This window comes from Rhodopseudomonas sp. (assembly GCF_048594845.1).
In the GTDB taxonomy this organism is placed as follows: domain Bacteria; phylum Pseudomonadota; class Alphaproteobacteria; order Rhizobiales; family Xanthobacteraceae; genus Rhodopseudomonas.
Genome location: NZ_JBMDXE010000346.1, coordinates 13,411 through 39,543, shown reverse-complemented (window position 1 = coordinate 39,543; position 26,133 = coordinate 13,411). Strand labels below are relative to the sequence as shown.

Sequence of the window (26,133 nt, the reverse complement as noted above, 5' to 3'; positions counted from 1 at the left end):
TGGATGGCCGGGACGAGCCCGGCCATGACGAGCTTGGTGCTACCTGTCAGCGCGGCGTCTGTCCCAGCGCGCGGTACACGGTGTTGCGTGAGACGCCGAGGCGGCGGGCGGTTTCGCTGACATTGCCGGCCGTTTCGGCGTGCACCGCGAGGATGCTGGCGAGCTGCATGTCCTGCAGCGATCCCGACTTCGCCGGCGGTGCTTGGCCGATCAGATCGGCGATCGCCGACGACCCCGGTTCGTCGTCGCCGGCGAGGGCGATGCGCGCCAGGATGTTGCGCAACTCGCGGATATTGCCGGGCCAGGGCCGCGATGCGAGCGCCGCCATCGTCGGCGGAGCGATCTCGCAGCCCGGATCGATGCCGTCGATCAGATGTCGCACGACCAGTTCGAAGTCGGTCCGCTCGCGCAGCCGCGGCAGCGTCACTTCGAGCGTGTTCAGCCGATACAGCAGGTCGGAGCGGAAGCGGCCCTCGGCGACGGCGGCTTCCAGGCCGGCATTGGTGGCCGACACCAGAAAGATATCGACGCGCTTGCGCGCGCCGCCGACCGGCCGCACCGTCCAGTCGTCGATCAGGCGTAGTAGCACAGCCTGCAACGCGACCGGCATGTCGCCGATCTCGTCGAGAAACAGCGTGCCGCCATCGGCCTCCTGCACCAGCCCCGGCGCGCCGCCGCGCCGCGCGCCAGTGAATGCGCCCTCGGCGTAGCCGAACAGTTCGGCTTCGATCAGGCTGTCCGGCAACGCTGCACAATTCACCGGCACGAATGCGCCGCTGCGGCCGCTGGCCGCGTGGGCATGGCGCGCGAGCTGCTCCTTGCCGGTGCCGGTCTCGCCGCGGATCAGGATCGGCATCTGTCGCGCAGCGGCGACTTCGACGCGGCGGACGACGGCCTGCACCGCCGGATCTGCGGCGACGAAGCTGGTCGCGGGCGAGGGGAGCGATCGTGATCGCCGCGGCGGCACGCAAGGCTGGCGCAACGCGGACGTCTCGTCGCAAAAGCGCAAGCTCGGCGGCGGCAGCGAGCGTGTCGGTGCGGGCTGTTTCCGCAGATCGGCGGGATGATCCTGCTTTTGCAGGCCGCGATCGGCGGCCGTCAGTCGCCGCCTGGCGTGCAGCACGACGACGGCGCCGATGCCAGTGTCGTCATGGGCGACGAGATCGATGCTCGCGCCCGGGATCAGCTCCTTCAGCTTCGCCGGCCACTCGGAGAAGTCGAGCCGCTTGAGAATTCGCGTCGGCGGATCGTGGCCGTCGCTACGTGCGTTGTCCCGGATCGCCTTGCGGGCGAGCTCGCTGCCGTGAAGGATGGTTCCGCGTCGATCGATCAGCAGGCAATCGTCCGCGGCCCATAGCGCGCGCTTGGCCAGATAGTGCTGCAGCAGCCGTTCGTGATCTTCCTTGATGGCGCGGGCCAGCACGCTCTCGACCTGCTGCCCGACGCAGACCGCGAGCGCGAGGCTGTGAGGATTGAACGTCGTCGCAGGACCGGAGATATCGACGATGCCAAGTACCTCGCCGTCGACCGGATCGCGCACCGGCACGGCCGCGCAGGTCCAGCGCTGCACCTCGGCGCAAAAATGCTCGGCGCCATGGATCTGCACCGGCCGTGCTTCGGCCATCGCGGTGCCGATCGCATTGGTGCCGATATCCGCCTCGCTCCAGCGTCCGCCATGCTCGAGATGCACCGCCCGGCCCGCATCGATCACACGCGCATCGCCTTCGGTGTCGATGATCAGACCCGACGGATCGGTGAGGATCATGATCGAATGCGCATCGCTCAAAAAGGTCCGGGAGCTCTCCAGCGCGTTGCGGGCAGCGTGCCTGAGCGAGACGTGCTTGGCGCGCTGCCGGAACAGCTCGGCTTCGGCGACCAGTGGCGCCTTGTCGCGATCGATTGCCACCTGGTGGCCGCGCGACCGCTGCCACGAGTTTGCCACATGAGTTCGGAGTTCGTTCGGCAGTGCGCCTCGTTCGACGAAGCGTTCCCAGGCGGCGCGTACGTCTCGCTGGTCCATGTCGGCTCCCTTGGCGTCATGGGTGTCGAGGCTGTCACGAAGCAGGTGCTCAATTAAGGCCGTATCCCGCCCGCAAGTCGCTACCTCAGCGAAAGTCGTTTCGCAGTCGTCAAAATCAGCTGCCGACAGCGGCGCACGACCGACCACGTCGGTCCTGGACCGCTCAGCGACAGCGCATTCGATCGTTGTCTTGTCCCGCGCGAGCGCTTTCACTTAGAAGATAGACAACTCGCAAATGGTGAGCCTATACCTCCTTTACGAAGTCGCAAGAAAGAGTCGCATGTGAACGCCCCGCACGGCCAAAAATCGTTGCTGCAGTGCGGTTAGATGTGGTCGTTGTTTGCGCTGCGGAATGACAGCGACTACGCGGCACGCAGGCAAGCGCTCCTGCCGCCTTTCGACTTCGCGCGTGTAGTTGACGTTGATCAGGATGAGTGAGACGCGCGGCGTTGCTGATCTCATCAGGTAGAGGAAGTGTACGATGGCGAAGCCGGTTCATTCGATGATCCGCGTGCTCGATGAGGCACGGTCGTTGACCTACTATCGCAAGGCTTTCGGGCTCGAGCCGGCAGACCGCATCGCATTCCCTGACTTTGCGCTGATCTATCTACGGCATCCGTCGTCGCCGTTCGAGCTCGAACTCACCGTCAATGCCGGTCGCACCGAGCCCTATCAGCTCGGCGACGGCTATGGTCATCTCGCTGTGGTGGTCGATGATCTGGCGGCGGAGCATGCCCGTTTCGAGCGCGAAAACCTCGGTCCTGGACCGCTTCGCGAATTGCAGCACGGCGGCGCTGTGCTGGCGCGGTTCTTCTTCGCCACAGATCCCGACGGTTACAAGATCGAAGTGATCCAGAAGGGCGGCCGGTTCGCCTGACTTCAGCCGGCCCATTACGTCGGCCGCGCCCACGGTCGCAACATCGTTACGGCGCTGCGACCAGTCGTCAGTGCTTCGTCACGATCACGGCCCGCTTAGCCGATTGGTGTCGGCGGATCGTAGGCGCGGATCGGCGGCAGCGGGCCGGTGTACTTCTCGCATTCGACGATAGTCACCTGGCCGGTGCAACCTTGCGCCAGCCGCGACGTGCCGATGTCGCGCGTCAGCACGTTCGGATTGCCGTGCACGCACAGTGGCTGATCGCCGCCGCCAGGCAGCGGGTCGTACCACGCGCCGGTCGGCAGATGGATCACTCCGCGCGCGACCTGATCGGAGATCGCCGCGGCGGCGAGGCAGGCGCCGCGATCGTTGAAGAGACGGACGATGTCGCCTGCTGTGATGCCGCGCGCCTGCGCATCGAGTGGATTGAGACGCACGACCTCGCGTCCCGCGATCTTGCTCGACTGGCTGTAGCGGCCGAAGTCGAGCTGACTGTGCAGCCGCGTCGCAGGCTGATTAGCGATTAGCGTCAGCGAATGACGCTCGGTCGGCTGATCAGCCGGCGGCAGCCATGTCGGATGTCCGGGGCAATCGGCGTAGTCGTAGCCCGCGATGGTCTGCGAGAACACTTCGATTTTCCCGCTTGGCGTCGGCAGCTTGCCAGCCTCGGGATCGTCGCGGAAGGCGCGGAGCAGGCCGCCGTCGTCGGGCTCGGACGGCAGCGCCAGCTCGCCGCGGCGCCAGAACTCGTCGAACGACGGCGCGTCCCAGCCCTTGGCGGCCAGCGCGGTCCGCGTGGTCTCATAGAGATGTTCCAGCCATTGCCGGCTGTCGCGGCCTTCGGTGTAAGCCTGCTCGACGCCGAGCCGGCGCGCGAGCGCCGCGAAGATCTCGAAGTCGTCGCGCGCTTCGCCGACCGGCGGCGCCACCTTGCGCATCGCGATCAGCCGCGGATCGGTCGCGGCGGCGCCGATGTCGTCGCGCTCCAGCGTCATCGTCGCGGGTAGCACGATGTCGGCGAACCGCGCCGTCGGGGTCCATGCGGTTTCGTGCACGACGATAGTCTGCGGCACGTTGAAGGCGCGGCGCAGGCGGTTGATGTCCTGGTGATGATGAAAAGGATTGCCGCCGGCCCAGTACACCAGCTTGATTTCCGGATAGCGCAGCGAGCGGCCATTATAGTCGAACGGCTGGCCCGGATTGAGCAGCATGTCACTGATACGCGCGACCGGAATGAACGCTTCGACGCCGTTGCGGCCCTGTGGCATCGTTGGAATCGGCACGGCGTTGACGCGCCGTCCAGTGTGGCCGAGTGCGCCGAGTGCGTAGTTGTAGCCGCCGCCGGGCAAGCCGATTTGGCCGAGCATCGCTGCGAGCACCGCGCCCATCCACACCGGCTGCTCGCCATACTGCGCGCGTTGCAGAGAATGCGACACGGTGACCAGCGTGCGTCCCTGCGCGGCGCGGCGGGCCAGCGCGATGATCTCGGCGGCGTCCATGCCGGTGACCGCCGATGCCCAGCTCGCATCTTTCGGCTGGGCGTCATCGAGGCCGAGGAGATAGCGTTCGAAGAGCTCGTAGCCGGTGCAGTAGCGCGCGAGGAAGTCGCGATCGTGCAGGTTCTTGGCAACCAAACTGTGTGCGAGCCCCAGCATCAACGCAACGTCGGAGCCGACCCGGATCGGCAGCCAGGTCGCCGCAGCCTGCTCGGGCAGGTCGTCGCGGAGTGGGCTGATGCAGTAGAAGCGCGTGCCGCGCTGCGCCGCCTTGCGCATCGCATCGCGTTCGACGTGACGGCTGATGCCGCCGCTCGCCACCATCGAATTCTTCAGCGCCATGCCGCCGAACGCCAGCACCGTGTCGGTGTGCTCGCTGACCTGTTGCCAGGTCACGTTGCGCCGCGACAGCGCTTCGAACGAACCCAGCACATGCGGCAGGATCACCGCGGATGCACCCGCGCTGTAGCTGTTGACCGAGCGGACATAGCCGCCGAAGGCGACGTTCAGGAAGCGATGGATCTGGCTCTGCGCGTGATGGAAGCGCCCGGCACTGGCCCAGCCGTAGGAGCCGCCGTAGATGGACTCGGCGCCGTACCCCTTGTGGACGCGCGACAGTTCGGCGGCGAGCAGATCGAGCACTTCGTCCCACGGCATCGCCACGAAGGCACCATCGAAGCCGCGCGGCTCGCCGGTCTTCGCGAGCCAGCTCTTGCGCACCATCGGCCGTTCGAGCCGCGCCTTGTGCCGCAGCGAGTCCGTGAAGTTGCCGAGGATCGGTGACGGCGCGGGATCGCCCGCGTCGGGCTCGACCTCGACATCCTGGCCATCCCATCGTGCCGAGAAGGCGCCCCAGTGCGAACTGTGCGTGCTCCAGTCGTCATTCATCCCGTTGATCTCCGTCGATCTTCTTGGTGGCAATGATCGGCGAACATGCCGACGCCGTATTGTTTGTAATCGTTCGAAATTGAGCGAAATGTCATGGCGACGAGCTGGACATGCGCAGCGCGGGGAAAGGCAGACATTTGTGACGGTTGCTTCGGCGTGCGACAAGAGGGAAGAGTTCGTCGACTGCGCGAATTTCCATCGCGGCAGAACACGAATGCGCACAGCCGCGCAGAGGTGACAAAGAGATAATGTACATGCGTCGTTACACCGATCCCGAGATGCAACGCCCATGACGCGTCGTCGGTTGCCGTCTCTGATCGCGCTGCGTGCCTTCGAGGCTGTCGGACGCACCGGCAGCGTCCGCGCTGCGGGCGATGAACTCGCCGTGAGCCACACCGTGGTGTCGCGGCATTTACAAAACCTGCAGAAGTTTCTCGGTGTAGCGCTGGTGCGCGGCGAAGGCCGCGGCGTGATCTTGACCGAAGCCGGGGCCAGCTTTCATGCGCAGATTTCGCAAGCCTTCGACATCATCGCGCGCGCAACGACGAGCGCACGGCCGTCGTCGCTTCCGACCCTGAACATCTGGTGCATTCCCGGCATCGCCAATCGCCTGCTGCTGTCCCGTCTGCCGGAACTGACCGGGCCACCGCGCAACTGGGAGGTGAATCTGCAGCCGACGCTGACACATCCCGACCTGCTGCGCGCGGAGGCCGATGCAGAAATCGTCTACGCCGACGTGATTGATTCCCGCGGTCCGTTGATGGCCGAGATTCTTTTGCGTCCGCGCGTGTTTCCAGTCGCCAGCCCCGCTTATCTGGCGCGCTATCCGGCCATCACCAGTCTCGAAGACCTCTCGAAGATCGCGCTGATCCACGAAGAATCCACCACGCAATGGTCGCGCTGGTTCGAGCTCGCGGGGCTCGACGATCTACCGCCGTTGCGCGGCCAGCGGCTGTGGCACGCGCATCTGGCGATCGAAGCGGCGCGGCTCGGGCAGGGCGTTGCGCTCGGAAACGAGGTGCTCGTCGAGGAAGATCTGCGTTCCGGCGCACTGGTCGAGGTGATCACGTCGTCGGTCTATATGGAGACGTATCAACTCGTCGCGCTCAAAGAGCGCTGGGACGATCCGGAGATCGTTGCGCTGCGGAATTGGCTGAAGCGGGTGCTTGCGGAGCTCTGATGGCGCCGTTTGGCTGCGCGTTGGGCGGATCGCTCAACAAAGCGCCAACATTTGCTCGCGATCGTGCAGCGTTTTCCGATTGGTGCATGCAAGTCACCAGATCGAACTTACAAGCTGATTGATTGTCCTCCTTGTCGCATTAGCGTCGTCATCAGTTCGGGAGAGAGCTGATGACGAATAGTGAATTGCTGGCGCGCAGGCAGACGGCTGTCGTGCGGGGCGTCAGCCAGGCGACGCCGGTCTTCGCGGCGCGTGCGCTAAATAGTGAGATTTGGGACGTCGAAGGTAAGCGCTACGTTGATTTCGCCGGTGGCATTGCCGTGCTCAACACCGGCCATTGCCATCCGCGCATCGTCGCGGCGATCCGCGAACAGCTCGATCGTTTCACCCACACCTGCTTTCAGGTGGCGCCCTACGAAGGCTACATCAGGCTCGCCGAGCGGCTGAATCAGTTGGCGCCGATCAACGGCCCTCTGAAGTCGATCCTACTCAGCACGGGTGCGGAAGCCACCGAAAACGCGGTCAAGATCGCTCGCGCCGCGACCGGGCGTAGCGGCGTGATTGCGTTCACCGGCGGTTTCCACGGCCGCACCGCCTTTGCGTCGGCAATGACCGGCAAGGTCATTCCCTACAAGAAAGCGCTCGGTCCGCCGCTGCCGGGCGTCTGGCATGTGCCGTTTCCTGTTCCGGGTAGCGACGTCAGCGTCGAAGACGCGCTGCGCTGCGTATCCTTCGTGTTCAAGGCGGATATCGACGCGTCGCAGGTCGCCGCGATCATCATCGAGCCGGTGCAAGGCGAGGGTGGATTCCATCAGGCGCCGCCGGAATTGATGCGTGGCCTGCGCAGGCTGTGCGACGAGAACGGCATCGTGCTGATCGCCGACGAAGTGCAGACCGGCTTCGGTCGCACCGGCAAGATGTTCGCGATGGAGCACTACGACGTTCAGGCGGACATCGTCTGCGTCGCCAAGAGTCTCGCCGGCGGCTTGCCGCTGTCGGGTGTGGTCGGCCGCGCCGCGATCATGGACGCGGCCGAGCCGGGCGGCCTCGGCGGCACTTATGCGGGCAATCCGCTGGCCTGCGCTGCTGCACTCGCGGTGCTCGACGTGTTCGAGGAAGAGAACCTGATCGCCCGCGCCAATCAGATCGGGGAGCGGCTGCGCGCTGCGATCGATCGCTTCGCGCTGTCGAACACGCTGGTGCCGACGTCGGCCGCGCGCGGACCCGGCGCGATGGTGGCGTTCGACATTCTCAAGCAGCGCGGCAGCAACGAGCCGGACGCCGAGACGACCAAGCGCGTGACGCGTCTGGCGCACGAGAATGGCTTGATCCTGCTGTCGTGCGGCACTGCCGCCAACACTATTCGCATTCTGGTGCCGCTTACGGCGTCCGATGCGATCGTCGACGAAGGGTTGGCGATCCTGGAGCGCTGCCTCGCCGCTTAGGACTGGGCGCGCTGCGCCGAAATAGGACTCATCGAGATGCTCATGACGAGTGATCCGGGCCTGTTGGTCGAACGCTGCCTGATTGGTGGCAAGTGGTGTGGCGAGCCGGTTGACGCCGTGCTCAATCCGGCAACCGGCGAACGTCTCGGCGCGGTGCCGCATTTCGGCGCCGACGAAGCCGAAGAGGCGTTGCGCGCCGCCGATATCGCCTTCCGGCAGTGGTCGAAGCTGCTCGCCAAGCAGCGCGCGACCATGCTGCGCGCGTGGTTCGACCAGATCATCGCCAATCGTGAAGAGCTGGCGCTGCTGCTCACGCGCGAGCAGGGCAAGCCGCTGACGGAAGCGCTTGGCGAGATCGACTACGCGGCCTCGTTCGTCGAGTTCTATTCCGAGGAAGCGCGGCGCATCTACGGCGAGACGATTCCCTCGCATCGCGCCGACGCCCGCACCATGGTGATCCGCCAGCCCGTCGGCGTCGTTGCGGCGATCACGCCGTGGAATTTCCCCGCCGCGATGATCACCCGCAAGGTTGCACCGGCGCTCGCCGCCGGCTGCACCGTGGTGATCAAGCCGGCGCCGGAAACGCCGTTGACGGCTCTGGCGCTCGGCGTGCTGGCGCAGCGTGCCGGTTTCCCGGCCGGCGTCCTCAACATCGTCACCGGCGATGCACCGGCGATCGGCCGCGCCTGGACGGAGAGCCCGGTAGTTCGAGCTATCAGCTTCACCGGCTCGACCGAAGTCGGCAAGATCCTGATGCGCCAGGCCGCCTCGACCGTGAAGAAGGTCGGTCTCGAGCTCGGCGGCAACGCGCCGTTCATCGTGTTCGACGACGCCGATCTCGATGCCGCGGTCGAGGGCGTGATCACGTCGAAGTTTCGCAACATGGGGCAGACCTGTGTCTGCGCCAATCGCATCTACGCGCAGGATGGCATCTACGACACCTTCGTCGAGAAGCTCACCGCCAAAGTGGCGACGCTGCAGGTCGGTAACGGTGTCGACGCCGGTGTGACGCAGGGACCGCTGATCACCAAGGAGGCGATCGCGAAGGTCGAGCGCCATGTCGCCGACGCGGTCGGCAAGGGCGCCAAGGCGGTGCTCGGCGGCAAGCGGCACGCGCTCGGCCGCACCTTCTTCGAGCCGACGGTGCTGTCCGGCGTCACAACGGACATGGTGATCACCCGCGAGGAGACGTTCGGTCCGGTCGCGCCGGTGTATCGCTTCACCGACGAAGCCGATGTGATTGCGCAGGCCAACGACTCGCCGTTCGGTCTGGCCGCTTACTTCTACGCGCGTGATCTCGGGCGGGTGTTCCGGGTCGCCGAAGCGCTGGAGTCCGGCATGGTCGGCGTCAACTCGGCACTGCTGGGCGCCGACGTGGTGCCGTTCGGCGGCGTCAAGCAGTCGGGCCTCGGCCGCGAAGGCTCGCGCCACGGCATCGAGGAGTACGTCGAGACCAAGTACATCCTGCTCGGCGGTCTCGATCGCTGACACTGCTGCTGCATTGCGACGACTTTCAGATTCAGGGGAGACAAGGACGTGGCGACTGACACATTGACCAAACCGGATGCGATCACCGAGGCTCTGCGCGCCGCTGTCGATCGCAACTTCGACGACCAGGTCGCGTTTCTCCAGCGTATGGTGCAGTTCCGAAGCCTGCGCGGCGAAGAGGCGCCGCAGCAGGCGTGGCTGGCGCAGCAATTCGCCGATCGCGGCTACAAGGTCGACACCTTCAGCCTCGCCGACGTCGATATCGCCAGCCATCCGAAGGCGGCGCCGATGGACACGATCGATCCGGCCGGCTCCATGCAGGTCGTCGCCACGCCTGATTACGACGGCAAAGGCCGCAGCCTGATCCTGCAGGGCCACATCGACGTCGTGCCGGAAGGCCCGGTCGATCTGTGGAGCGATCCGCCCTTCGCCGCGACCGTCCGCGACGGCTGGATGATCGGCCGCGGCGCGCAGGACATGAAGGGCGGCGTGTCGGCAATGATCTTCGCGCTCGATGCGATCCGCGCCGCGGGCTACGTGCCCGATGCGCGCGTGCACGTGCAGACGGTGACCGAAGAGGAGAGCACCGGCAACGGCGCGCTCTCGACGCTGATGCGCGGTTATCGCGCCGATGCGTGCCTGATCCCCGAGCCGACCGGACATACGCTGACGCGCGCGCAGGTCGGCGCTGTCTGGTTCAGGCTGCGGGTGCGCGGCACGCCGGTGCACGTCGCCTATTCGGAGACGGGCACCAGCGCCATCCTGTCGGCGATGCATCTGGTCCGTGCCTTTGAGGAGTACACCAAGACTCTGAATGCGGCGGCGGTGCGCGATCCCTGGTTCGGCCAGGTCAAGAATCCGATCAAGTTCAACGTCGGCATCATCAAGGGCGGCGACTGGGCGAGCTCGACCTCGGCATGGTGCGAAGTCGATTGCCGGCTGGGCCTGCTGACCGGCGATACGCCGCAGGAAGCGATGCGCGGCATCGAGAAGTGCCTCGCCGACGCGCAGGCGACCGACAGCTTCCTGTCGGAGAACCCTGCCGAACTGATCTGGAGCGGCTTCCAGGCCGATCCGGCGGTGTGCGAGCCGGGCAGCGAGGCCGAAGCCGTGCTCACCAGCGCCCACCAGGCCGCCTTCAAGGCGCCGCTCGACGCCCGCCTGTCGACGGCCGTCAACGACACTCGGTACTACTCGGTCGACTACGGCATTCCGGCGCTGTGCTACGGTCCTTACGGCGAGGGGCCGCACGCCTTCAACGAGCGCATCGATCTCGAAAGCCTGCGCAAGACGACGCTGAGCATCGCGCTGTTCGTCGCGCAGTGGTGCGGGCTGAGGAAGCTGTGATGACTGTCGCGGCTCCGGCGGCGTCTGCCGTGCAATCGATGACGGGAGCGGACCGGCTCTGCGATGCGCTGCTGGCACACGAGGTCGACGTCTGCTTCGCCAATCCCGGCACGTCGGAGATGCACTTCGTGGCGGCGCTCGACCGGCAGCCGCGGATGAGGTGCATCCTCGGCCTGTTCGAAGGCGTCGTCACCGGCGCCGCGGACGGCTATGCGCGGATGACCGATCGCCCGGCGGTGACGCTGCTGCATCTCGGTCCCGGCCTCGCCAACGGCCTCGCGAACATGCACAACGCGCGGCGCGCGCAGTCGCGGATGATCAACGTCGTTGGCGATCACGCAGTCGATCATCTGCCGCTCGATGCGCCGCTGACCAGCGACATCGACTCGCTGGCGCGGCCGATGTCGCGCTGGGTGAAGCGGATCGCGGATCCGGTGCGGATCGATCAGGACGTCGCCGAGGCGTGGGCGCAGAGCATGGCGCCGGGCATTTCGACGCTGATCCTGCCGGCCGACATGGCGTGGAACGAGCACGTCTATCGCTCGGCGCCGGTGCGCGGCAAGCGTCTGCCGCAGACGCCGCTGCAGCAGGAGACGGTGGCACGCATTGGTGATGCGATCCGCACCAAGCGCAAGGTGGTGCTGGTGCTCACGGGCGCAGCGTTGCGCGAACGCCCGCTGCAGATCGCCGACAACATTCGCCGTAGCGCCGGCGTGGAGATTTACGCGCAGGGCACCAACGGCCGCATCCAACGTGGCCGCGGCCGCGCGCCGATCGCCAAGCTGTCGATGATGCACGACGTCGGCCTCGACATGCTGCGCGACGTCGACATGGTGGTTCTGATCGGTGCCAAGGAGCCGGTGTCGTTCTTCGCCTATCCGAACCGTCCGGGCCGCTTGACGCCGCCGAATTGCGAGATCGTCCAACTCGCCGCGCCCGATCAGGATCTGGTGCAGGCGCTGGAATGGCTGGCCGACGAAGTGAACGCACCGAGCGAGCCGGTCGCGGTCAAGCCGTTCGCCGTCGCCGCGCCGGCGGCCGGTGCCGGCGACGCGCTGACGGTCGACATCGTCAACCGACTGGTCGCAGCCCGGCTGCCCGATCAGGCGATCGTCTGCGACGAGGCGCTGACCTCGTCGGGGTTCTTCGATTACTCCTACGACGCCGCGCCGCACGATTATCTGCAGATCACCGGCGGCGCGATCGGGATCGGCATTCCGATGGCGGCCGGCGCTGCTGTCGCGTGCCCGGACCGCAAGGTCATCAATCTGCAGGCAGACGGCAGCGGCATGTACACGGTGCAGGGGCTGTGGACCCACGCCCGTGAGAACCTCGACGTGCTGACCATCGTGTTCTCGAACCGCTCCTATGCGACGCTGTGGGGCGAGATGAGCAAGGTCGGCGCGCAGACGCCGGGGCGCAACGCGCAGCGGATGCTGCAGCTCGATCAGCCGGAACTCGACTGGACCAAGATGGCGCAAGGCCTCGGCGTCGAGGCGAGCCGCGCCACCACGCTGGCGGAATTCAGCCGGGCGCTCGACGCGGCGCTGACGCGGCGTGGCCCGTATCTCATCGAGGCGATGGTCTGATGCGGGGACCGTCTTCGTCACGATTTGCGACCTCATGGTCGATCGATCAGTTTCAACTTCTTGTAACGCGGGGGATGGCATGAACAGACGTGAATTCGCCAAATTGGGCCTGATGGCCGGCGCGCTCGGCATCGGCGGCATTCCGCTCGGCATCACGCGCGCGGCGGGGCAGACCAAGGGTGGCACGCTCAACACCATCATCCAGCCGGAGCCGCCCATCCTTGTGACGGCGCTCAATCAGCAGCAGCCGACGCTGACGCTCGGCGGCAAGATCTACGAGAGCCTGCTGCGCTACGATTTCGACCTCAAGCCAATCCCGGGCCTGGCCCAGTCCTGGGAAGTGTCGCCGGACAAGCTGACCTACACCTTCAAGCTGTTCCCCAACATCACCTTCCACGACGGCACGCCGCTGACTTCGGAAGACGTGGTGTTCTCGATCACGAAGATTCTGATGGAGAACCACGCGCGGGCCCGCAACACCTTCTCGCGCGTCGAGAAGGCCGAAGCCCCGGATCCGCTCACGGTGGTGTTCAAGCTGAAGACGCCGTTCGCGCCGTTCCTCACTGCGTTCGACTGCACCACGGCGCCGATCGTGCCGAAGCACATCTATGAGGGCACCGACTATCGCAAGAACCCGGCCAACGCCAAGGCGATCGGCTCGGGCCCGTTCAAGCTGAAGGAATGGGTACGCGGCTCGCACGTCCACCTCGTCCGGCACGAAGGCTATTATCGCCCGGGCGAGCCGTATCTCGACGAGATCATCTATCGGGTCATTCCGGACTCCGCGTCGCGCTCGGTGGCGCTGGAGCAGGGCACGGTTCAGCTGACGCAGTGGACCGACGTCGAGCTGTTCGAGGTGCCGCGGCTGTCGAAGCTGCCCAATTTGACGATGACCACCAAGGGCTACGAATTCTTCGCGCCGCATACCTGGCTCGAGTTCAACACCCGCATCGCGCCGATGAACGACAAGCGGTTCCGCCAGGCGGTGATGTACGCGATTGATCGCAAGGCGCTGCTCAACCGCATCTACTTCGGCCTCGGCAAGGTCGCGACCGGTCCGGTGTCGTCGAAGACCAAGTTCTATGAGAAGAACGTCAAGAACTACGACTTCTCGCCCGACAAGGCCAAGGCACTGCTCGACGAGATGGGGCTGAAGCCGGGTCCCGACGGCAAGCGTGTGTCGATTCCGTTCCTGGTGCCGCCTTACGGAGAGACGCATCAGCGGACGTCCGAATTCCTGCGCCAGTCGCTCGCCCGCGTCGGCATCGATCTGCAATTGCAGGGCATCGACGTCGCCGGTTGGGCCGACAAGTTCAGCAATTGGGATTTCTCCACCACCACGACCACTGTCTATCAGTTCGGCGATCCGGCGCTCGGCGTGTCGCGCAGCTATGTTTCGTCCAACATCCGCAAGGGCATCCTGTTCTCCAACACTTGCGGCTACAGCAACCCGGAAGTCGACCGGCTGTTCGAGGAGGCCGCGGTTGCGACCTCGGACGACAAGCGTCAGGAAGCCTATAGCGCGCTGCAGAAGATCATGGTCGAGGAAGTGCCGGTCGCCTGGCTGCTCGAGATCGACTATCCGAACTTCATGGACAAGCGGCTGAAGAACGTCGTGACCACCGCGATCGGCGTGCACGACACCTTCGGAACGGTTTAGTTCGGATGAGGGCGCTGGCGCTGTCCATCACCGGCAACCGCGGCGTGGCGATCGCGATAGCGAGCGCCCAGTGGGTGGCGCGGTTCGTCGCGGTGGTCCTGGTGATCGCCACGTTCAACTTCGTGCTGGTGCATGCGGCGCCCGGCGATCCGGCGCAGGTGATGGCCGGGCAGAGCGGATCGGCTGACGAGCAGATGTTGGCTCAGCTGCGTGCGGAGTACGGCCTCGACAAGCCGTACCCCGTGCAGCTCGCGATCTACCTGAAACGGATCGTGACGCTGGACCTCGGTTACTCGTATCGGCAGCAGCGCAGTGTGCTGTCGCTGATTGGCGAGAGGCTGCCGGCGACGCTGCTGCTCACCTGCAGCGCGTTCCTGCTGTCGCTCGCAGCCGGCGTCTCGCTCGGCACGCTGGCCGGCGTGCGCGCCGGCAAATGGTCGGACACCGCGCTGACGATCGTATCGCTGCTGCTCTACGCCATGCCGGTGTTCTGGCTTGGCCTGATGTTGGTACTGCTGTTCTCGGTGAAGCTCGATTGGCTGCCTGCGTTCGGCTATGTCAGCATCGGCGTGCCGATGACTCCGCTTCAACGCATCGGTGACATCGCTGCCCACATGGTGCTGCCCGTGGTGTCGCTCGGCGCCGTGTTGATGGCGATCTATGCGCGACTGATGCGCTCTGCGATCATCGAGGTCGCGCATCAGGATTTCATCAAGACGGCGCGCGCCAAAGGCTTGAAGCGTGGGCAGATCATCATGCGTCACATGCTGCGCAACGCGGTGCTGCCGGTGGTCACCGTCGCCGGCATGCAGGCCGGCACGCTGGTCGGCGGTTCGGTGGTGATCGAGACCGTATTCGCCTGGCCTGGTCTCGGCCGGTTGACCTTCGACTCCGTTTTGCAGCGCGACTACCCGCTGATGCTCGGCATCTTTCTGGTGATGTCGGTGATCGTCATCCTGCTGAACTTCTTGACCGACACGATTTATCGGATCGTCGATCCGCGCGTGTCGCTGCGTGCGGCGTCCTGAGCGGAGGTTGGGATGGAAAGGCTGAAGACGTTCCTGCGTCACCCGACCGGCATGATCGGACTGATCATTCTGTTGGCCGTTGTGATCCTCGCGATCTGCGCGCCGACGCTGTTTCCCGACGATCCGTGGGAGATGGTTGCGGCGCCGTTCCAGCCGCCGGGCAGTGAAGATCTGCCGCTCGGCTCGGACATGCTCGGCCGCAACGTCGCGGCGGGCATCGCCTATGGGGCGCGGGTGTCGCTGACAATCGGGGTCGCGTCGACACTCGCGGCGCTGTGCATCGGCGTGACGATCGGCGCGATCGCCGGATATTTCGGCGGCCGGGTCGACGATCTGATGATGCGGATCACCGAACTGTTCCAGACCATCCCCGGCTTCATTCTCGCCATTCTGCTCGTTGCGACGATTGGGCCGACGCTCACCAACGTCATCATCTCGATCGGCGCGGTCAGCTGGCCGCCGCTGGCGCGGCTGACGCGGGCCGAATTCATGCGGCTGCGCGGCCGCGAGTTCGTGCAGGCGGCGGTGTGCCAAGGTCAAGCTCCTTTGATGGTCGCTCTGCGCCACATTCTGCCCAACGCGATCTCGCCGATCATCGTCACCGGCTCGCTGACGATTGCGACCGCGATCCTGATCGAAAGCGCGCTGAGCTTCATGGGGCTGGGCGATCCCAACCTGATGTCGTGGGGGCTGATGATCGGCGCGTCGCGCACCGTGATCCGGCAGGCGTGGTGGATGAGCGTGTTTCCCGGCGTCGCCATCCTGCTCACCGTGCTGGCGATCAATCTGGTCGGCGAAGGCCTCAACGACACGCTGAACCCGCGCATCGCGCGAAAGGTGCGCAACGCATGAGCGACGAAACTCTGCTGTCCGTCGAGCATCTGTCGGTCGAACTGCCGCATGGCGGCGATCGTAGCCACGCCGTCTCGGACGTGTCGCTGAGCGTGGGGCGCAACGAGATCGTCTGCCTGGTCGGCGAGTCCGGCTCGGGCAAGTCGATCACCGCGCATGCCGTGCTCGGCCTGCTGCCGCCGAGCCTTGAGATCGGCACCGGCACCATCAGGTTTCGCGGCCAGGATCTCGCGCACGCCGACGAAGACACGATGCGCGGCCTGCGCGGTGGCGCCATCTCGATGATCTTCCAGGAGCCGCTCAGCGCGCTCAATCCGCTGGCGCGGGTCGGCGATCAGATCGCCGAGGTCATTCTCGTGCACGCCACGCCGCGCCCCAGCCGCGCGGAACTCGATGCGCGGGTGCTGGAGCTGATCGGAGCGGTCGGCCTGCCGGACCCGGCGACGCTGGTGCGCAGCTATCCGTTCCAACTGTCCGGCGGACAGCGTCAGCGCGTGATGATCGCAATGGCGATGGCCAACAATCCGGCGCTGCTGCTTGCCGACGAGCCGACCACCGCGCTCGACGTCACGACCCAGAAGCAGATCCTGGCGTTGATCCGCCGCCTGCAGGCCGAGCGCGGCATGGGCGTGTTGTTCATCACCCACGATTTCGGCGTGGTCGCCGACATCGCCGATCGGGTCGTGGTGATGCGTAACGGCCGCGTGGTCGAGCAGGGCAGCGTCGACGAAGTTCTGCGGCGCCCGAAGGACGACTACACCAAGGCGCTGATCGCCGCCGTCCCGGGCTCGCGGCCTGCATCGGAGGTCGATCGCAAGATCGAGGGCGAGCCGCTGCTCGATGCGCATGGGCTGAACAAGACCTTCGTCACCGGGCAGGGCCTGTTCCGCCCCGATCGGACCGTCGTCGCGGTGCGCGACGTCGCGCTCAGCCTGCGGCCGCGCGAGACGGTCGCGGTGGTCGGCGAGTCCGGCTCCGGTAAATCGACGCTCGGCCGCATCATCATGCGGCTGATCGAACCCGACACCGGCGCCATCGACTTCGCCGGAGCCGACTTCCTGCAGCTCCGCGGCGGCCAGCTGCGGGCGATGCGCCGCAAGGTGCAGATCGTGTTTCAGGACCCGTTCGCCGCGCTCGATCCACGGCAGAAGGTCGGCGACGCGATCGCGCGCGGGCCGATGGCTTACGGCGTGCCGCCCGCGGAGGCGATGGCTGATGCGAAACGGCTGCTGGCGCGGGTCGGCCTCGAGGCCAGCGCGGCCGGACGCTATCCGCACGAATTCTCCGGCGGTCAGCGTCAGCGCATCTGCATCGCGCGCGCGCTGGCGCTGAAGCCGATGGTGCTGGTCGCCGACGAGGCGGTATCGGCGCTCGACGTCTCGGTGCAGGCGCAGATCCTCGATCTGCTGGCCGAACTGCGCGAGGAGATGAACCTCGCGATGCTGTTCATCACCCACGATCTGCGGGTCGCCGCGGAGATCGCCGATCGCATCGTGGTGATGCGCAGCGGCGAAATCGTCGAGCAGGGTGATACCAAGTCGGTGTTCACATCGCCGCAGCACGCCTACACCCGCGCCTTGCTGGACGCGATCCCGGGCCGCAGCCTGTTCGCCGGGCCGCAGGCCGCCGTGACGCCTGACGTGATGACTGCGTAGTTGCCGGCCCTGTGAGACGACAGGTCGCTGTCAGCTCTGCCGACAGCGGACGATGTTTGCCCGCGACGGAGCCGCCGCTCCGACATGTGCGTTTGAACGTCGCGTCATGACCGGAGGCCGGGATCACTGTCGAGCGGGCTGCGATCCCGCGGCCGCCACACTGCAGATCGCTTCGATCAGGCGTGGGTGGAACTGCTTCGGCAGGTCATGACCCATGCCGTCGATCGGCACATAGATCGCGTCCGGGATCGACAGCGCCGTGTCGCGACCGCAGGCCTCCGGGATCAGCGGGTCGTCGGTGCCGTGAATGACCAACGTCGGTGCCGTGATCGTCTTGAGCCGCGCGCGCCGATCACCGGCGACGGCCATCGCGGCAATCTGCCGTGACGTGCCGGCCGGATCGTAGCCGCGCGCCGCCTCGTCGAGCAGAACGGCGCGATGTTCGGCTTCGTCGAACCCCGCGGCCGTTCCGGCAATCCGGCGTGCGAAGGCGAGGCGGGCCGCCAGAAAGCCCTCGGGGTCGATGGTGGGACCGGGCGCAGGCCGCAGCATTAGCGCCATGACGTCCGGCGCCGCCTGCGGCAGGGCCGGATTGCCGGTACTCGACATGATCGAGGTGAGGGAAACAACCCGGTCGGCGTGCTCGCTTGCGAGGATCTGCGCGATCATGCCGCCCATCGACCGTCCGACCATGTGGGCCCGCGCGATGCCGAGCGCATCGAGCAGGCCGATCGCGTCCATGGCCATGTCGTCGAGCGTGTAAGGCACGTCGGGTCGGCGCCCGGCCATCAGCGCGGCTGCAAGCGCTCCGAAGTCCGGCGGAGCCGCCGCCCCGAGATGCGTGGAGCAGCCGGCGTCGCGGTTATCGAAGCGAATGACGCGATACCCCCTGGCGGCGAGGTCTTCGCAGAACGGCTTGGTCCAGCGGATCATCTGCGTACCCAGCCCGGCGATCAGCAGAATGACGTCATTGGCCTCATCGCCGAACGCGTCCCAGGCGAGTTCGATGCCGTTGGCCTTCACGAGCGGCATGGTGTGGTCTCCTTCCAGGAAAAGCACGCTGCTGCGAGGTCGGCCGCGATTGCGTCCCGCAGCCTGATAGGCCTGCTGAGACGTCCCGTCAATTATATCCGGGTAAAAATAGCTAAGCCCTGATTTAGGACCGCGGCTTCTCCTCGAGGACGCAGCGGCTAGGACGAAACGGTCACGGACTCGCGCCGGAACGCGCCGGGGCTGCGGGCCATCCACTTCTTGAAGGCGCGGTGAAAGGCGCTCGGTTCGGCAAAGCCGAGGTCGGCGGCGATGTCGCCGACCGGCTTCTGGTTCTCGGCCCGCCAGCGGATCGCGAGCGCGCGGCGGATCTCGTCCTTGATGGTCTGGTAGGTCTGGCCCTCTGCGCGCAGCCGACGGCGCAGCGTCGAGGCCGGGATCTTCATCTGCTTCGCCAGCGTCTCGAAGTTCGGCCATACGGTCGGCGGCCTGGCGCGGAGCGTGGTACGGATGGCGGCGGTCAGAGTCGCATCGTGGCGGTAGCGCACCAGAATGTTCGCCGGCGCAAGGCGGAGAAACTCCTTTAGCGCCCGCTCGGTTCGGTTGGTGCGCAGCGATAGATATCGGGCGTCGAACACCAGCGCGCTTTCCGGCTGACCGAACCGCACCGGCGCTCCGAAGAACGATCGATAGTCGGCCGCCACTGCGGGCGGGCCGCAGGCGAAATCGACCCGGCGCAGCGGCAGCCGCCGGCCGACCAGCCAGCAGGCGACGCCGTGCACCACGATCCAGAAGGTGCGATAGGCGAAGGCGGAGCGTGGCCCGGCCTTGTCGTAAAGCACGATGCGGGCGAGGTCGCCTTCGACGCGCAATTCGCCCGACGGATCATCCAAGGCGACTTTGAGAAAGCGCAGCGCGCGGTTAAGCGCCTGTTGCAGCGTGCCGGCATTCAGCACCGCGTGGCACAGCAGCGTGAACGAGCCCGGCCGCATCGGCCGTCCGCCGAGGCCGAAGAATTCGTCGTCCATCGCCGCCGCCACCGCCAGCCACAACGCACCGAACTGTGCGGCGGAGACGCGCTCGCGCACGGCGTCGGGAAGGCCGGCGGCCGCGAACACCGGCTCGGGCGCGATGCCCGCACGACGCAGACAGTCGGCGACCTCCTCGACAAACAGAGGCGAGATCGTGCGCCGCTCCATCCGCTGGTCCTCTCCCGGAAGTGGCAAAACCGATCACATTTCTAGGTCATTTTGGTCCTAGAAAGCCACAGGACTCCGCCGCTTAATCCCGCCGTGGATCGACGTGCGCCAAACCCTCGTGCCGACAACGAGGGCAAGAGACGACAAGGGAAGAAACACCATGAGCAAAGCCCCCGGTGCGGCCGCAGCCGCTGAGGATTATGCCGACGTCCTGGCGCGGTTTCGCCGCGAGGATCTCGAAGCGCTGTTCGACGGTGACTTTGCGAACGGCATCAACGTTTGCGTCGAATGCTGCGACCGTCATGTCGCGGGCGGCAGCGTGGCGCTCGATTGGGAAAGCCAGGACGGCCGCACGGCGTCCTTCAGCTTCGCCCAGATGAAGGACTATGCGGCGCGCGTCGCGAATCTCCTTGTGGCCCAAGGCGTGGAGCCTGGCGATGTGGTCGCCGGCATGTTGCCGCGCACGCCGGAGCTGCTGGCGCTCATCCTCGGCACCTGGCGGGCGGGCGCGGTGTATCAGCCGCTGTTCACTGCCTTTGGTCCCAAGGCGATCGAGCATCGCCTGAAGATGAGCGGCGCAAAGCTGGTCGTCACCGACCCCGCCAACCGGGCCAAGCTCGCCGACGTCGTCGATTGTCCGCCCGTGGCGATCGTGACGCGGCCCGGCGAGAGCGTGCCGCTCGGCGACCTCGATTATCACGCCGAGCTTGCGACGCAATCGACAACGTTCGAGCCGGTGCTGCGCAAGGGCACCGATCTGTTCCTGATGATGTCGACCTCCGGCACCACCGGGCTGCCGAAGGGCGTGCCGGTGCCGATCAACGCTCTGCCGGCGTTCTATTCCTACATGCGCGACGCGGTCGACCTGCGCGCCGACGACAGTTTCTGGAATATCGCTGATCCAGGCTGGGCCTATGGCTTGTACTACGCAGTGACAGGGCCGCTGCTGCTCGGCCATGCCACCACCTTCTACGACGGACCGTTCACCGCCGAGAGCACCTACGGCCTGATCAAGCGCCGCGGCATCACCAATCTGGCCGGCGCGCCGACGGCGTATCGGCTGCTGATCGCGGCCGGGCCTGACGCCGCTGCTGCGGTGAAGGGGCAACTGCGCGTCGTCAGCAGCGCCGGCGAGCCGCTCAATCCGGAGGTGATCCGCTGGTTCGCCGAGCATCTCGCCGCGCCGATCCACGATCACTATGGTCAGACGGAGCTCGGCATGGTGGTGAACAATCATCACCGCCTGCGTCACACTGTGCATCCGGGCTCGGCGGGGCTGGCGATGCCGGGCTTCCGCGTTGCGGTGCTCGACGAGCAGGGCAAGGAGCTGCCGGCTAACGTTCCGGGCGTGTTGAGCGTCGATCTCGCCCGCTCGCCGCTGATGTGGTTCTCGGGTTACTGGCAACAGGAAACGCCCGCGATCGAAGGTGGTTACTACCGCACCGGCGACACCGTGGAGCTGGAGCCGGACGGCTCGATCAGCTTCGTCGGCCGCGCCGACGACGTCATCACCTCGTCTGGCTATCGCATCGGTCCGTTCGACGTCGAGAGCGCGCTGATCGAGCACGCGGCGGTGATCGAGGCGGCGGTGATCGGCAAGCCCGATCCTGAGCGCACCGAGATCGTCAAAGCCTATGTGGTGCTGGCGAAGGACGTGACGCCGAGCGAGACGCTCGCCGAGGAGCTGCGCCAATACGTCAAGAAGCGGCTGTCGGCGCATGCCTATCCGCGCGAGATCGAGTTCCTGGAGCAACTGCCGAAGACCCCGAGCGGCAAGCTGCAACGCTTTATCCTGCGCAAGCGCGAGGCCGATCAGGTGCGCGACGGGCAGGGCGCGGCGTCCTCCGCGGCCTGAGCCAAGAAAAGCAAACGAGGCCGCTGCCGCGCTGACGCGGCGGCGGCTGCTCTTACAACGTGATCAACAAAACCAATCCAGGGAGATCTCCCATGACCCACGATCCTATCGTTATCGTCGGCTCCGCGCGCACGCCGATGGGCGGCTTTCAGGGCGAGCTGAAAGACGCCACGGCGTCGCAGCTCGGCGCGGCCGCGATCTCCGCCGCCGTCGAACGCGCCGGCCTGAAGCCGGATGCGATCGACGAAGTCATGTTCGGCTGCGTGCTGCCGGCCGGCCAGGGCCAGGCTCCGGCGCGCCAGGCGTCGCTCGGTGCCGGCCTGCCGCTGTCGGCCGGCTGTACCACGGTCAACAAGATGTGCGGGTCGGGCATGAAGGCGGCGATGCTGGCGCATGATCTCTTGATCGCCGGCAGCGCCACCGTCGCGGTGGCCGGCGGCATGGAGAGCATGACCAACGCGCCGTATCTACTCGACCGCGCCCGTGGCGGCTATCGCATGGGCCACGGCCGGGTGATCGATCACATGTTCCTCGATGGCCTCGAAGACGCCTACGACAAGGGCCGGCTGATGGGCACCTTCGCGGAAGATTGTGCGCAAAGCTATCAGTTCACTCGCGAGGCGCAGGACAATTTCGCGATCACCTCGCTGACCCGCGCGCAAACCGCCATCAAGGACGGCTCGTTCGCGCAGGAGATCACGCCGGTGAAGCTCAAGGCCGGCAAGTCGGAAGTAACCGTGACCACAGACGAGCAGCCGCTCAAGGCCAAGCTCGACAAGATCCCGACGCTGAAGCCGGCGTTTCGCGACGGCGGCACCGTGACGGCGGCGAACGCGTCGTCGATCTCCGACGGCGCAGCGGCGCTGGTGCTGATGCGCCGCTCCGAAGCGGACAAACGCGGCCTGAAGCCACTGGCGGCGATCGTGGGGCATTCCACCCACGCGCACGAGCCTGCACTGTTCGCCACTGCCCCGATCGGCGCGATCCGCACGCTCAGCGAACGCACCGGCTGGAATCTCGCTGACGTCGATCTGTTCGAGATCAACGAGGCGTTCGCGGTGGTGGCGCTGGCAGCGATGCACGACCTTGGCCTGCCGCACGACAAGGTCAACGTCCATGGCGGCGCCTGCGCGCTCGGCCATCCGATCGGCGCTTCCGGCGCGCGCGTGCTGGTGACGTTGCTGGCGGCGCTGGAGAAGTACGACCTCAAGCGCGGCATCGCCTCGCTGTGCATCGGCGGCGGCGAGGCGACCGCCGTGGCCGTCGAACGGCTGTCGTGACGGTCGCGAGTGCATCATGATCCTGAACGAACTGCAGACCCAGATCCGCGACACCGCCCGCGACTTTGCCCGCGAGCGGCTTGCCCCGACCGCCGCGGCGCGCGACGTCGCGCGCGCCTTTCCGCGCGCCGAACTGACCGAGATGGGCGAGCTCGGCTTCCTCGGCATGCTGGTGCCGGAAGCCTTTGGCGGCTCCGACACCGGCATGGTGGCCTATACGCTCGCGCTGGAAGAGATCGCGGCCGGCGACGGCGCCTGCTCGACCATCGTCAGCGTACATTCCTCGGTAGCGTGCATGCCGATCCTGAAATTCGGTACCGACGCGCAGAAGCAGCGCTTCCTGCCCAAGCTCGCCAGCGGCGAATGGATCGGCGGCTTCGCGCTGACCGAGCCGCAGGCCGGATCGGACGCCTCGAACCTGCGCACCACCGCGCGCCGCGACGGCGACGCCTACGTCATCAATGGCGCCAAGCAGTTCATCACCTCGGGGCAGAACGGCCAGCTGATCATCCTGTTCGCCGTCACCGATCCGGCGGCCGGCAAGAAGGGCATCACCGCCTTCATCGTGCCGACCGATACGCCCGGCTACGAGGTGGTGCGGGTCGAGGACAAGCTCGGCCAGCATTCGTCCGACACTTGCCAGCTCGCTTTCAACGACATGCGGATTCCCGCCGATCTCCGGCTCGGCGCTGAAGGCGAGGGGCTGAAGATCGCACTGTCGAATCTCGAAGGCGGCCGGATCGGCATCGCGTCGCAGGCGGTCGGGATGGCGCGCGCCGCGTTCGAGGCGGCCCGCGACTACGCGCGTGATCGAGTCACCTTCGGCAAGCCGATCATCGAGCATCAGGCGGTGGCGTTCCGGCTCGCCGACATGGCGACCCGCATTGCTGCCGCGCGCCAAATGGTGCTGTACGCCGCCAGCCTGCGCGAAGCCGGGCTGCCGTGCCTGACCGAAGCCTCGATGGCCAAGCTGTTCGCCTCCGAGACCGCGGAGGCGGTGTGCTCGTCGGCGATCCAGACGCTCGGCGGCTACGGTTACTTGAAGGACTTCCCGGTCGAACGGATCTATCGCGACGTCCGCGTCTGCCAGATCTACGAAGGCACCAGCGACGTCCAGCGCATCGTCATCTCGCGCAATCTGTGACCGGCAGGGTGGTCGCCACCGGCGTGCGCGACCACCCATCTCCCTTTCGAGCGGTCGGATAGAACGGGCAGTTTAGCTGGTCAATTTCCTTCGCTGCTGTTCTGCCGGATCGAGGAGGCCGCGGTCGAAGTGTGGACTGGCCGACTGTCGGATACATGCCTCGATTCCACGGATTGCGAGCCGCGCGGTTTACTCAAGGTTCAGTTGTGCTCTCCCGTGAAGCGTAAAGCTCTGCGGCGAGCTTGTTTAACGTGAGCGGGGCGGAGGCGACGACCGCTGTCGCGCGTAGTGGCTCACGAACAATCTGACAACAGTCGCCAGGAATTAGCAAAGACGCGATCAGCGAGGATGAAAATCCCGCAGGCAGACAACGCCGGCCCGAGCCTCGGATGACGGTGTGCGAATCGATAGATCTGACTGGGAGAGTGATATAAAAGGCAACAAAATAGTTAACTTACAGTTATCATTCTTAGTGACAACGCTTTCGACGCGATGCAAATTGAAGGCGCATTTTTGGTACCTCGATTTTGACCATAGCTAGTGAGCGGAGCGTACATGCCGCAAAGAGCACTCAACACGGTAATCGTCGATCCTCACAGTCTCATTCGGGACGTGCTGTCCTCGCTGTTGCTGCCGTACTCGTTCAATATCGTGGGAACCTTCGCTTCCGTTCACAAAATCGATGAGCTTCATCGAACCTCTACGGACGTTGATCTGACTATTCTAAGTGGCCAGAGTGTCGACAACGCCCTGGCAACTGCGGAAGTCATGTCTGCCGCTTATCCCGGTGGAAAAGTGTTCTTTCTGTTCGATGAATTGTCGTCAGAAGATATGTGTCGCCTCTGTAGTTCGCCCATCGATGGTTGCGTTTCACTTCATGTGTCGCACGACCTGTTGATGAAATCGATTGAGTTCGTCGTCGACGGCAATGTTCGCATTTTTACGCTCGACGATAGTCTGCCGAGCGCCGGGACTACTTCGCTGCTTCAACGCAGTGCCATCAACCAGGCGATCGAGTCTGGTTGGGGTAAAAGCAGCGGGGTGCGCCTGGATAGTCCGTTCTTCGATGACGGAGATGTTTTTGGAGAAGTTGACGATTCAGACGACTCTGTCGTCGGAAAGGGAGCTCCACGTCGACATTGATGTCGTTTCGAGCGGTTCGGCAGCCAGCTGGCACGCTGATTGCCTTTCGGTCGGACAGTGTAATTCAGGCTCGCGTTGGCGTGTGAAGTACGCCGCCGGGCATCGTCGGTCGGAAGCGGTGTGAGAAAATACCTCACGATCGACGAAACTTCGGGCGGGGGTCTTTCGTCATGCAGGCAAGGTCGATTCCAACTATCATCGTCGGGCCACAGAAGTTGCTGCGGACGGGGATATCGCATCTCATCGAAGAATTTCTCTTCAATGTGGTGGCCACATTTGGCTCGATGGAAGATGCCGGGCAGAACAGGTTCGCCAATCACGATCCGGAACTGGTGTTGATCTGCGGCCAGAGCGCCGAGCGGGCGCTGAAAGATGCGGCCGACATTCGCGAGCAGTGGCCGACCTGCAAGATCGTGGTGCTGTTCGATCAGTTGCCACCTCGGCAACTTCAGAAACTTGGTCAAGCGGCGATCGATGGCTGCCTTCCTCTTGCGGTGTCCCGAGAGTTGCTGATCCGGACTTTGAAGCTCATCATTATGGGCGGCGCGCGCATATTGATGCACGACGAGCCCGCCCGGAACGGATCGGTGCAAAGAGACGCGCCGGCCGAACGGCACGGCGAGCAGCTGCACAAGGTGAAGCCGGTTATCGGCCTCGTTTCGAGGACGGCGCGCGTCGAGGACGAAGAGCCTAACGGGGCCGAGCCGACGGAAGAATTCGCCCTCGGATTTGATCCGGCCGACCCCGGTGATCCATCGACGGTTCATGCACCTCAATTTCCGACGCTTTCGGGCAGGGAAGAGATGATCCTTGATGGACTCGTCAGAGGGCTGTCGAACAAGCAGATCGCCCGTGAATGCGGTATCACCGAGGCGACCGTGAAGGTCCATATGAAATCCATTCTTCGAAAGATCCAGGTCTCCAATCGAACCCAGGCCGCGATATGGGCGCTCGATAGGAAGGCCGCTCTCACGTCGTCGGTGCGCTGAGGTCCTAG

19 protein-coding genes are annotated in these 26,133 nt (G+C 65.5%); 15 read left to right on the top strand and 4 right to left on the bottom strand.

What is annotated here, in order from left to right:
* Window positions 1-46: 46 nt before the first annotated feature.
* Window positions 47-2,020 (bottom strand): sigma-54-dependent Fis family transcriptional regulator, encoded by a 1,974-nt coding sequence (locus tag ACOJTD_RS23465; RefSeq protein ID WP_420135255.1) that lies wholly within the window; start codon window positions 2,018-2,020, stop codon window positions 47-49.
* Window positions 2,021-2,501: 481 nt separating this feature from the next.
* On the opposite strand from ACOJTD_RS23465, the gene ACOJTD_RS23460 reads away from it, so the two are divergent.
* Window positions 2,502-2,897, top strand: coding sequence for a VOC family protein (locus tag ACOJTD_RS23460; protein ID WP_420135254.1), 396 nt, complete (start codon window positions 2,502-2,504; stop codon window positions 2,895-2,897).
* A gap of 95 nt (window positions 2,898-2,992) precedes the next feature.
* Here the strand turns inward: ACOJTD_RS23460 and ACOJTD_RS23455 are convergent, their stop codons facing one another.
* Window positions 2,993-5,281 carry a molybdopterin guanine dinucleotide-containing S/N-oxide reductase gene (locus tag ACOJTD_RS23455; RefSeq protein WP_420135253.1) on the bottom strand — a complete coding sequence of 763 codons (2,289 nt, stop codon included), beginning with the start codon at window positions 5,279-5,281 and terminating at the stop codon, window positions 2,993-2,995.
* A 289-nt stretch (window positions 5,282-5,570) separates the two neighbouring features.
* Between ACOJTD_RS23455 and ACOJTD_RS23450 the strand changes: the two genes are divergently transcribed.
* The 9 genes from ACOJTD_RS23450 (at window position 5,571) to ACOJTD_RS23410 (ending at window position 17,525) form a co-directional block, all read left to right on the top strand.
* Complete coding sequence (locus tag ACOJTD_RS23450; protein WP_420135252.1) at window positions 5,571-6,461, top strand: LysR substrate-binding domain-containing protein; 891 nt, start codon at window positions 5,571-5,573, stop codon at window positions 6,459-6,461.
* 170 nt (window positions 6,462-6,631) lie between these two features.
* A complete protein-coding gene (gabT, locus tag ACOJTD_RS23445; RefSeq protein WP_420135251.1) occupies window positions 6,632-7,906 on the top strand; it encodes a 4-aminobutyrate--2-oxoglutarate transaminase in 1,275 nt (424 codons plus the stop codon).
* 36 nt (window positions 7,907-7,942) lie between these two features.
* Window positions 7,943-9,394, top strand: a complete 1,452-nt coding sequence (locus tag ACOJTD_RS23440; protein ID WP_420135250.1) for an NAD-dependent succinate-semialdehyde dehydrogenase — start codon at window positions 7,943-7,945, stop codon at window positions 9,392-9,394.
* A 48-nt stretch (window positions 9,395-9,442) separates the two neighbouring features.
* Entirely contained in the window at window positions 9,443-10,741 is a 1,299-nt protein-coding gene (locus ACOJTD_RS23435; protein ID WP_420135249.1) for an ArgE/DapE family deacylase, read from the top strand.
* Entirely contained in the window at window positions 10,741-12,330 is a 1,590-nt protein-coding gene (locus ACOJTD_RS23430; RefSeq protein ID WP_420135248.1) for an acetolactate synthase large subunit, read from the top strand. Before ACOJTD_RS23435 ends, ACOJTD_RS23430 begins: the two co-directional genes overlap by 1 nt.
* Before the next feature lie 79 nt (window positions 12,331-12,409).
* On the top strand, window positions 12,410-13,990 hold the full coding sequence (locus ACOJTD_RS23425) for an ABC transporter substrate-binding protein (protein WP_420135247.1): 1,581 nt from the start codon (window positions 12,410-12,412) through the stop codon (window positions 13,988-13,990).
* A 5-nt stretch (window positions 13,991-13,995) separates the two neighbouring features.
* Window positions 13,996-15,018 carry an ABC transporter permease gene (locus ACOJTD_RS23420; protein WP_420135246.1) on the top strand — a complete coding sequence of 341 codons (1,023 nt, stop codon included), beginning with the start codon at window positions 13,996-13,998 and terminating at the stop codon, window positions 15,016-15,018.
* Between the two features lie 12 nt (window positions 15,019-15,030).
* Window positions 15,031-15,870 (top strand): ABC transporter permease, encoded by an 840-nt coding sequence (locus tag ACOJTD_RS23415; protein WP_420135245.1) that lies wholly within the window; start codon window positions 15,031-15,033, stop codon window positions 15,868-15,870.
* On the top strand, window positions 15,867-17,525 hold the full coding sequence (locus tag ACOJTD_RS23410; RefSeq protein WP_420135244.1) for an ABC transporter ATP-binding protein: 1,659 nt from the start codon (window positions 15,867-15,869) through the stop codon (window positions 17,523-17,525). Before ACOJTD_RS23415 ends, ACOJTD_RS23410 begins: the two co-directional genes overlap by 4 nt.
* A gap of 123 nt (window positions 17,526-17,648) precedes the next feature.
* Here ACOJTD_RS23410 and ACOJTD_RS23405 read toward each other — a convergent pair whose 3' ends face one another.
* Window positions 17,649-18,557, bottom strand: coding sequence for an alpha/beta fold hydrolase (locus tag ACOJTD_RS23405; RefSeq protein WP_420135243.1), 909 nt, complete (start codon window positions 18,555-18,557; stop codon window positions 17,649-17,651).
* Between the two features lie 158 nt (window positions 18,558-18,715).
* Entirely contained in the window at window positions 18,716-19,714 is a 999-nt protein-coding gene (locus ACOJTD_RS23400; protein WP_420135242.1) for an AraC family transcriptional regulator, read from the bottom strand.
* Window positions 19,715-19,874: 160 nt separating this feature from the next.
* Between ACOJTD_RS23400 and ACOJTD_RS23395 the strand changes: the two genes are divergently transcribed.
* The 5 genes from ACOJTD_RS23395 (at window position 19,875) to ACOJTD_RS23375 (ending at window position 26,125) form a co-directional block, all read left to right on the top strand.
* Complete coding sequence (locus tag ACOJTD_RS23395) at window positions 19,875-21,569, top strand: AMP-binding protein (RefSeq protein WP_420135241.1); 1,695 nt, start codon at window positions 19,875-19,877, stop codon at window positions 21,567-21,569.
* Window positions 21,570-21,661: 92 nt separating this feature from the next.
* Entirely contained in the window at window positions 21,662-22,849 is a 1,188-nt protein-coding gene (locus ACOJTD_RS23390) for an acetyl-CoA C-acetyltransferase (protein WP_420135240.1), read from the top strand.
* Window positions 22,850-22,865: 16 nt separating this feature from the next.
* Window positions 22,866-23,993: an acyl-CoA dehydrogenase family protein gene (locus ACOJTD_RS23385; protein WP_420135239.1), complete on the top strand. Its 1,128-nt coding sequence runs from the start codon at window positions 22,866-22,868 to the stop codon at window positions 23,991-23,993.
* Window positions 23,994-24,548: 555 nt separating this feature from the next.
* Window positions 24,549-25,136, top strand: coding sequence for a hypothetical protein (locus ACOJTD_RS23380; RefSeq protein WP_420135238.1), 588 nt, complete (start codon window positions 24,549-24,551; stop codon window positions 25,134-25,136).
* A 170-nt stretch (window positions 25,137-25,306) separates the two neighbouring features.
* Window positions 25,307-26,125, top strand: a complete 819-nt coding sequence (locus tag ACOJTD_RS23375) for a LuxR C-terminal-related transcriptional regulator (protein WP_420135237.1) — start codon at window positions 25,307-25,309, stop codon at window positions 26,123-26,125.
* Window positions 26,126-26,133 lie beyond the last annotated feature (8 nt).

Excerpts from the sequence above, each read along its gene's own strand:
- ACOJTD_RS23465 (WP_420135255.1), bottom strand. The coding sequence starts at position 2,020 with ATGGACCAGCGAGACGTACGCGCCGCCTGGGAACGCTTCGTCGAACGA.
- ACOJTD_RS23460 (WP_420135254.1), top strand. The coding sequence starts at position 2,502 with ATGGCGAAGCCGGTTCATTCGATGATCCGCGTGCTCGATGAGGCACGG.
- ACOJTD_RS23455 (WP_420135253.1), bottom strand. The coding sequence starts at position 5,281 with ATGAATGACGACTGGAGCACGCACAGTTCGCACTGGGGCGCCTTCTCG.
- ACOJTD_RS23450 (WP_420135252.1), top strand. The coding sequence starts at position 5,571 with ATGACGCGTCGTCGGTTGCCGTCTCTGATCGCGCTGCGTGCCTTCGAG.
- gabT (WP_420135251.1), top strand. The coding sequence starts at position 6,632 with ATGACGAATAGTGAATTGCTGGCGCGCAGGCAGACGGCTGTCGTGCGG.
- ACOJTD_RS23440 (WP_420135250.1), top strand. The coding sequence starts at position 7,943 with ATGCTCATGACGAGTGATCCGGGCCTGTTGGTCGAACGCTGCCTGATT.
- ACOJTD_RS23430 (WP_420135248.1), top strand. The coding sequence starts at position 10,741 with ATGACTGTCGCGGCTCCGGCGGCGTCTGCCGTGCAATCGATGACGGGA.
- ACOJTD_RS23425 (WP_420135247.1), top strand. The coding sequence starts at position 12,410 with ATGAACAGACGTGAATTCGCCAAATTGGGCCTGATGGCCGGCGCGCTC.
- ACOJTD_RS23420 (WP_420135246.1), top strand. The coding sequence starts at position 13,996 with ATGAGGGCGCTGGCGCTGTCCATCACCGGCAACCGCGGCGTGGCGATC.
- ACOJTD_RS23415 (WP_420135245.1), top strand. The coding sequence starts at position 15,031 with ATGGAAAGGCTGAAGACGTTCCTGCGTCACCCGACCGGCATGATCGGA.
- ACOJTD_RS23410 (WP_420135244.1), top strand. The coding sequence starts at position 15,867 with ATGAGCGACGAAACTCTGCTGTCCGTCGAGCATCTGTCGGTCGAACTG.
- ACOJTD_RS23405 (WP_420135243.1), bottom strand. The coding sequence starts at position 18,557 with ATGCCGCTCGTGAAGGCCAACGGCATCGAACTCGCCTGGGACGCGTTC.
- ACOJTD_RS23400 (WP_420135242.1), bottom strand. The coding sequence starts at position 19,714 with ATGGAGCGGCGCACGATCTCGCCTCTGTTTGTCGAGGAGGTCGCCGAC.
- ACOJTD_RS23395 (WP_420135241.1), top strand. The coding sequence starts at position 19,875 with ATGAGCAAAGCCCCCGGTGCGGCCGCAGCCGCTGAGGATTATGCCGAC.
- ACOJTD_RS23390 (WP_420135240.1), top strand. The coding sequence starts at position 21,662 with ATGACCCACGATCCTATCGTTATCGTCGGCTCCGCGCGCACGCCGATG.
- ACOJTD_RS23385 (WP_420135239.1), top strand. The coding sequence starts at position 22,866 with ATGATCCTGAACGAACTGCAGACCCAGATCCGCGACACCGCCCGCGAC.
- ACOJTD_RS23380 (WP_420135238.1), top strand. The coding sequence starts at position 24,549 with ATGCCGCAAAGAGCACTCAACACGGTAATCGTCGATCCTCACAGTCTC.
- ACOJTD_RS23375 (WP_420135237.1), top strand. The coding sequence starts at position 25,307 with ATGCAGGCAAGGTCGATTCCAACTATCATCGTCGGGCCACAGAAGTTG.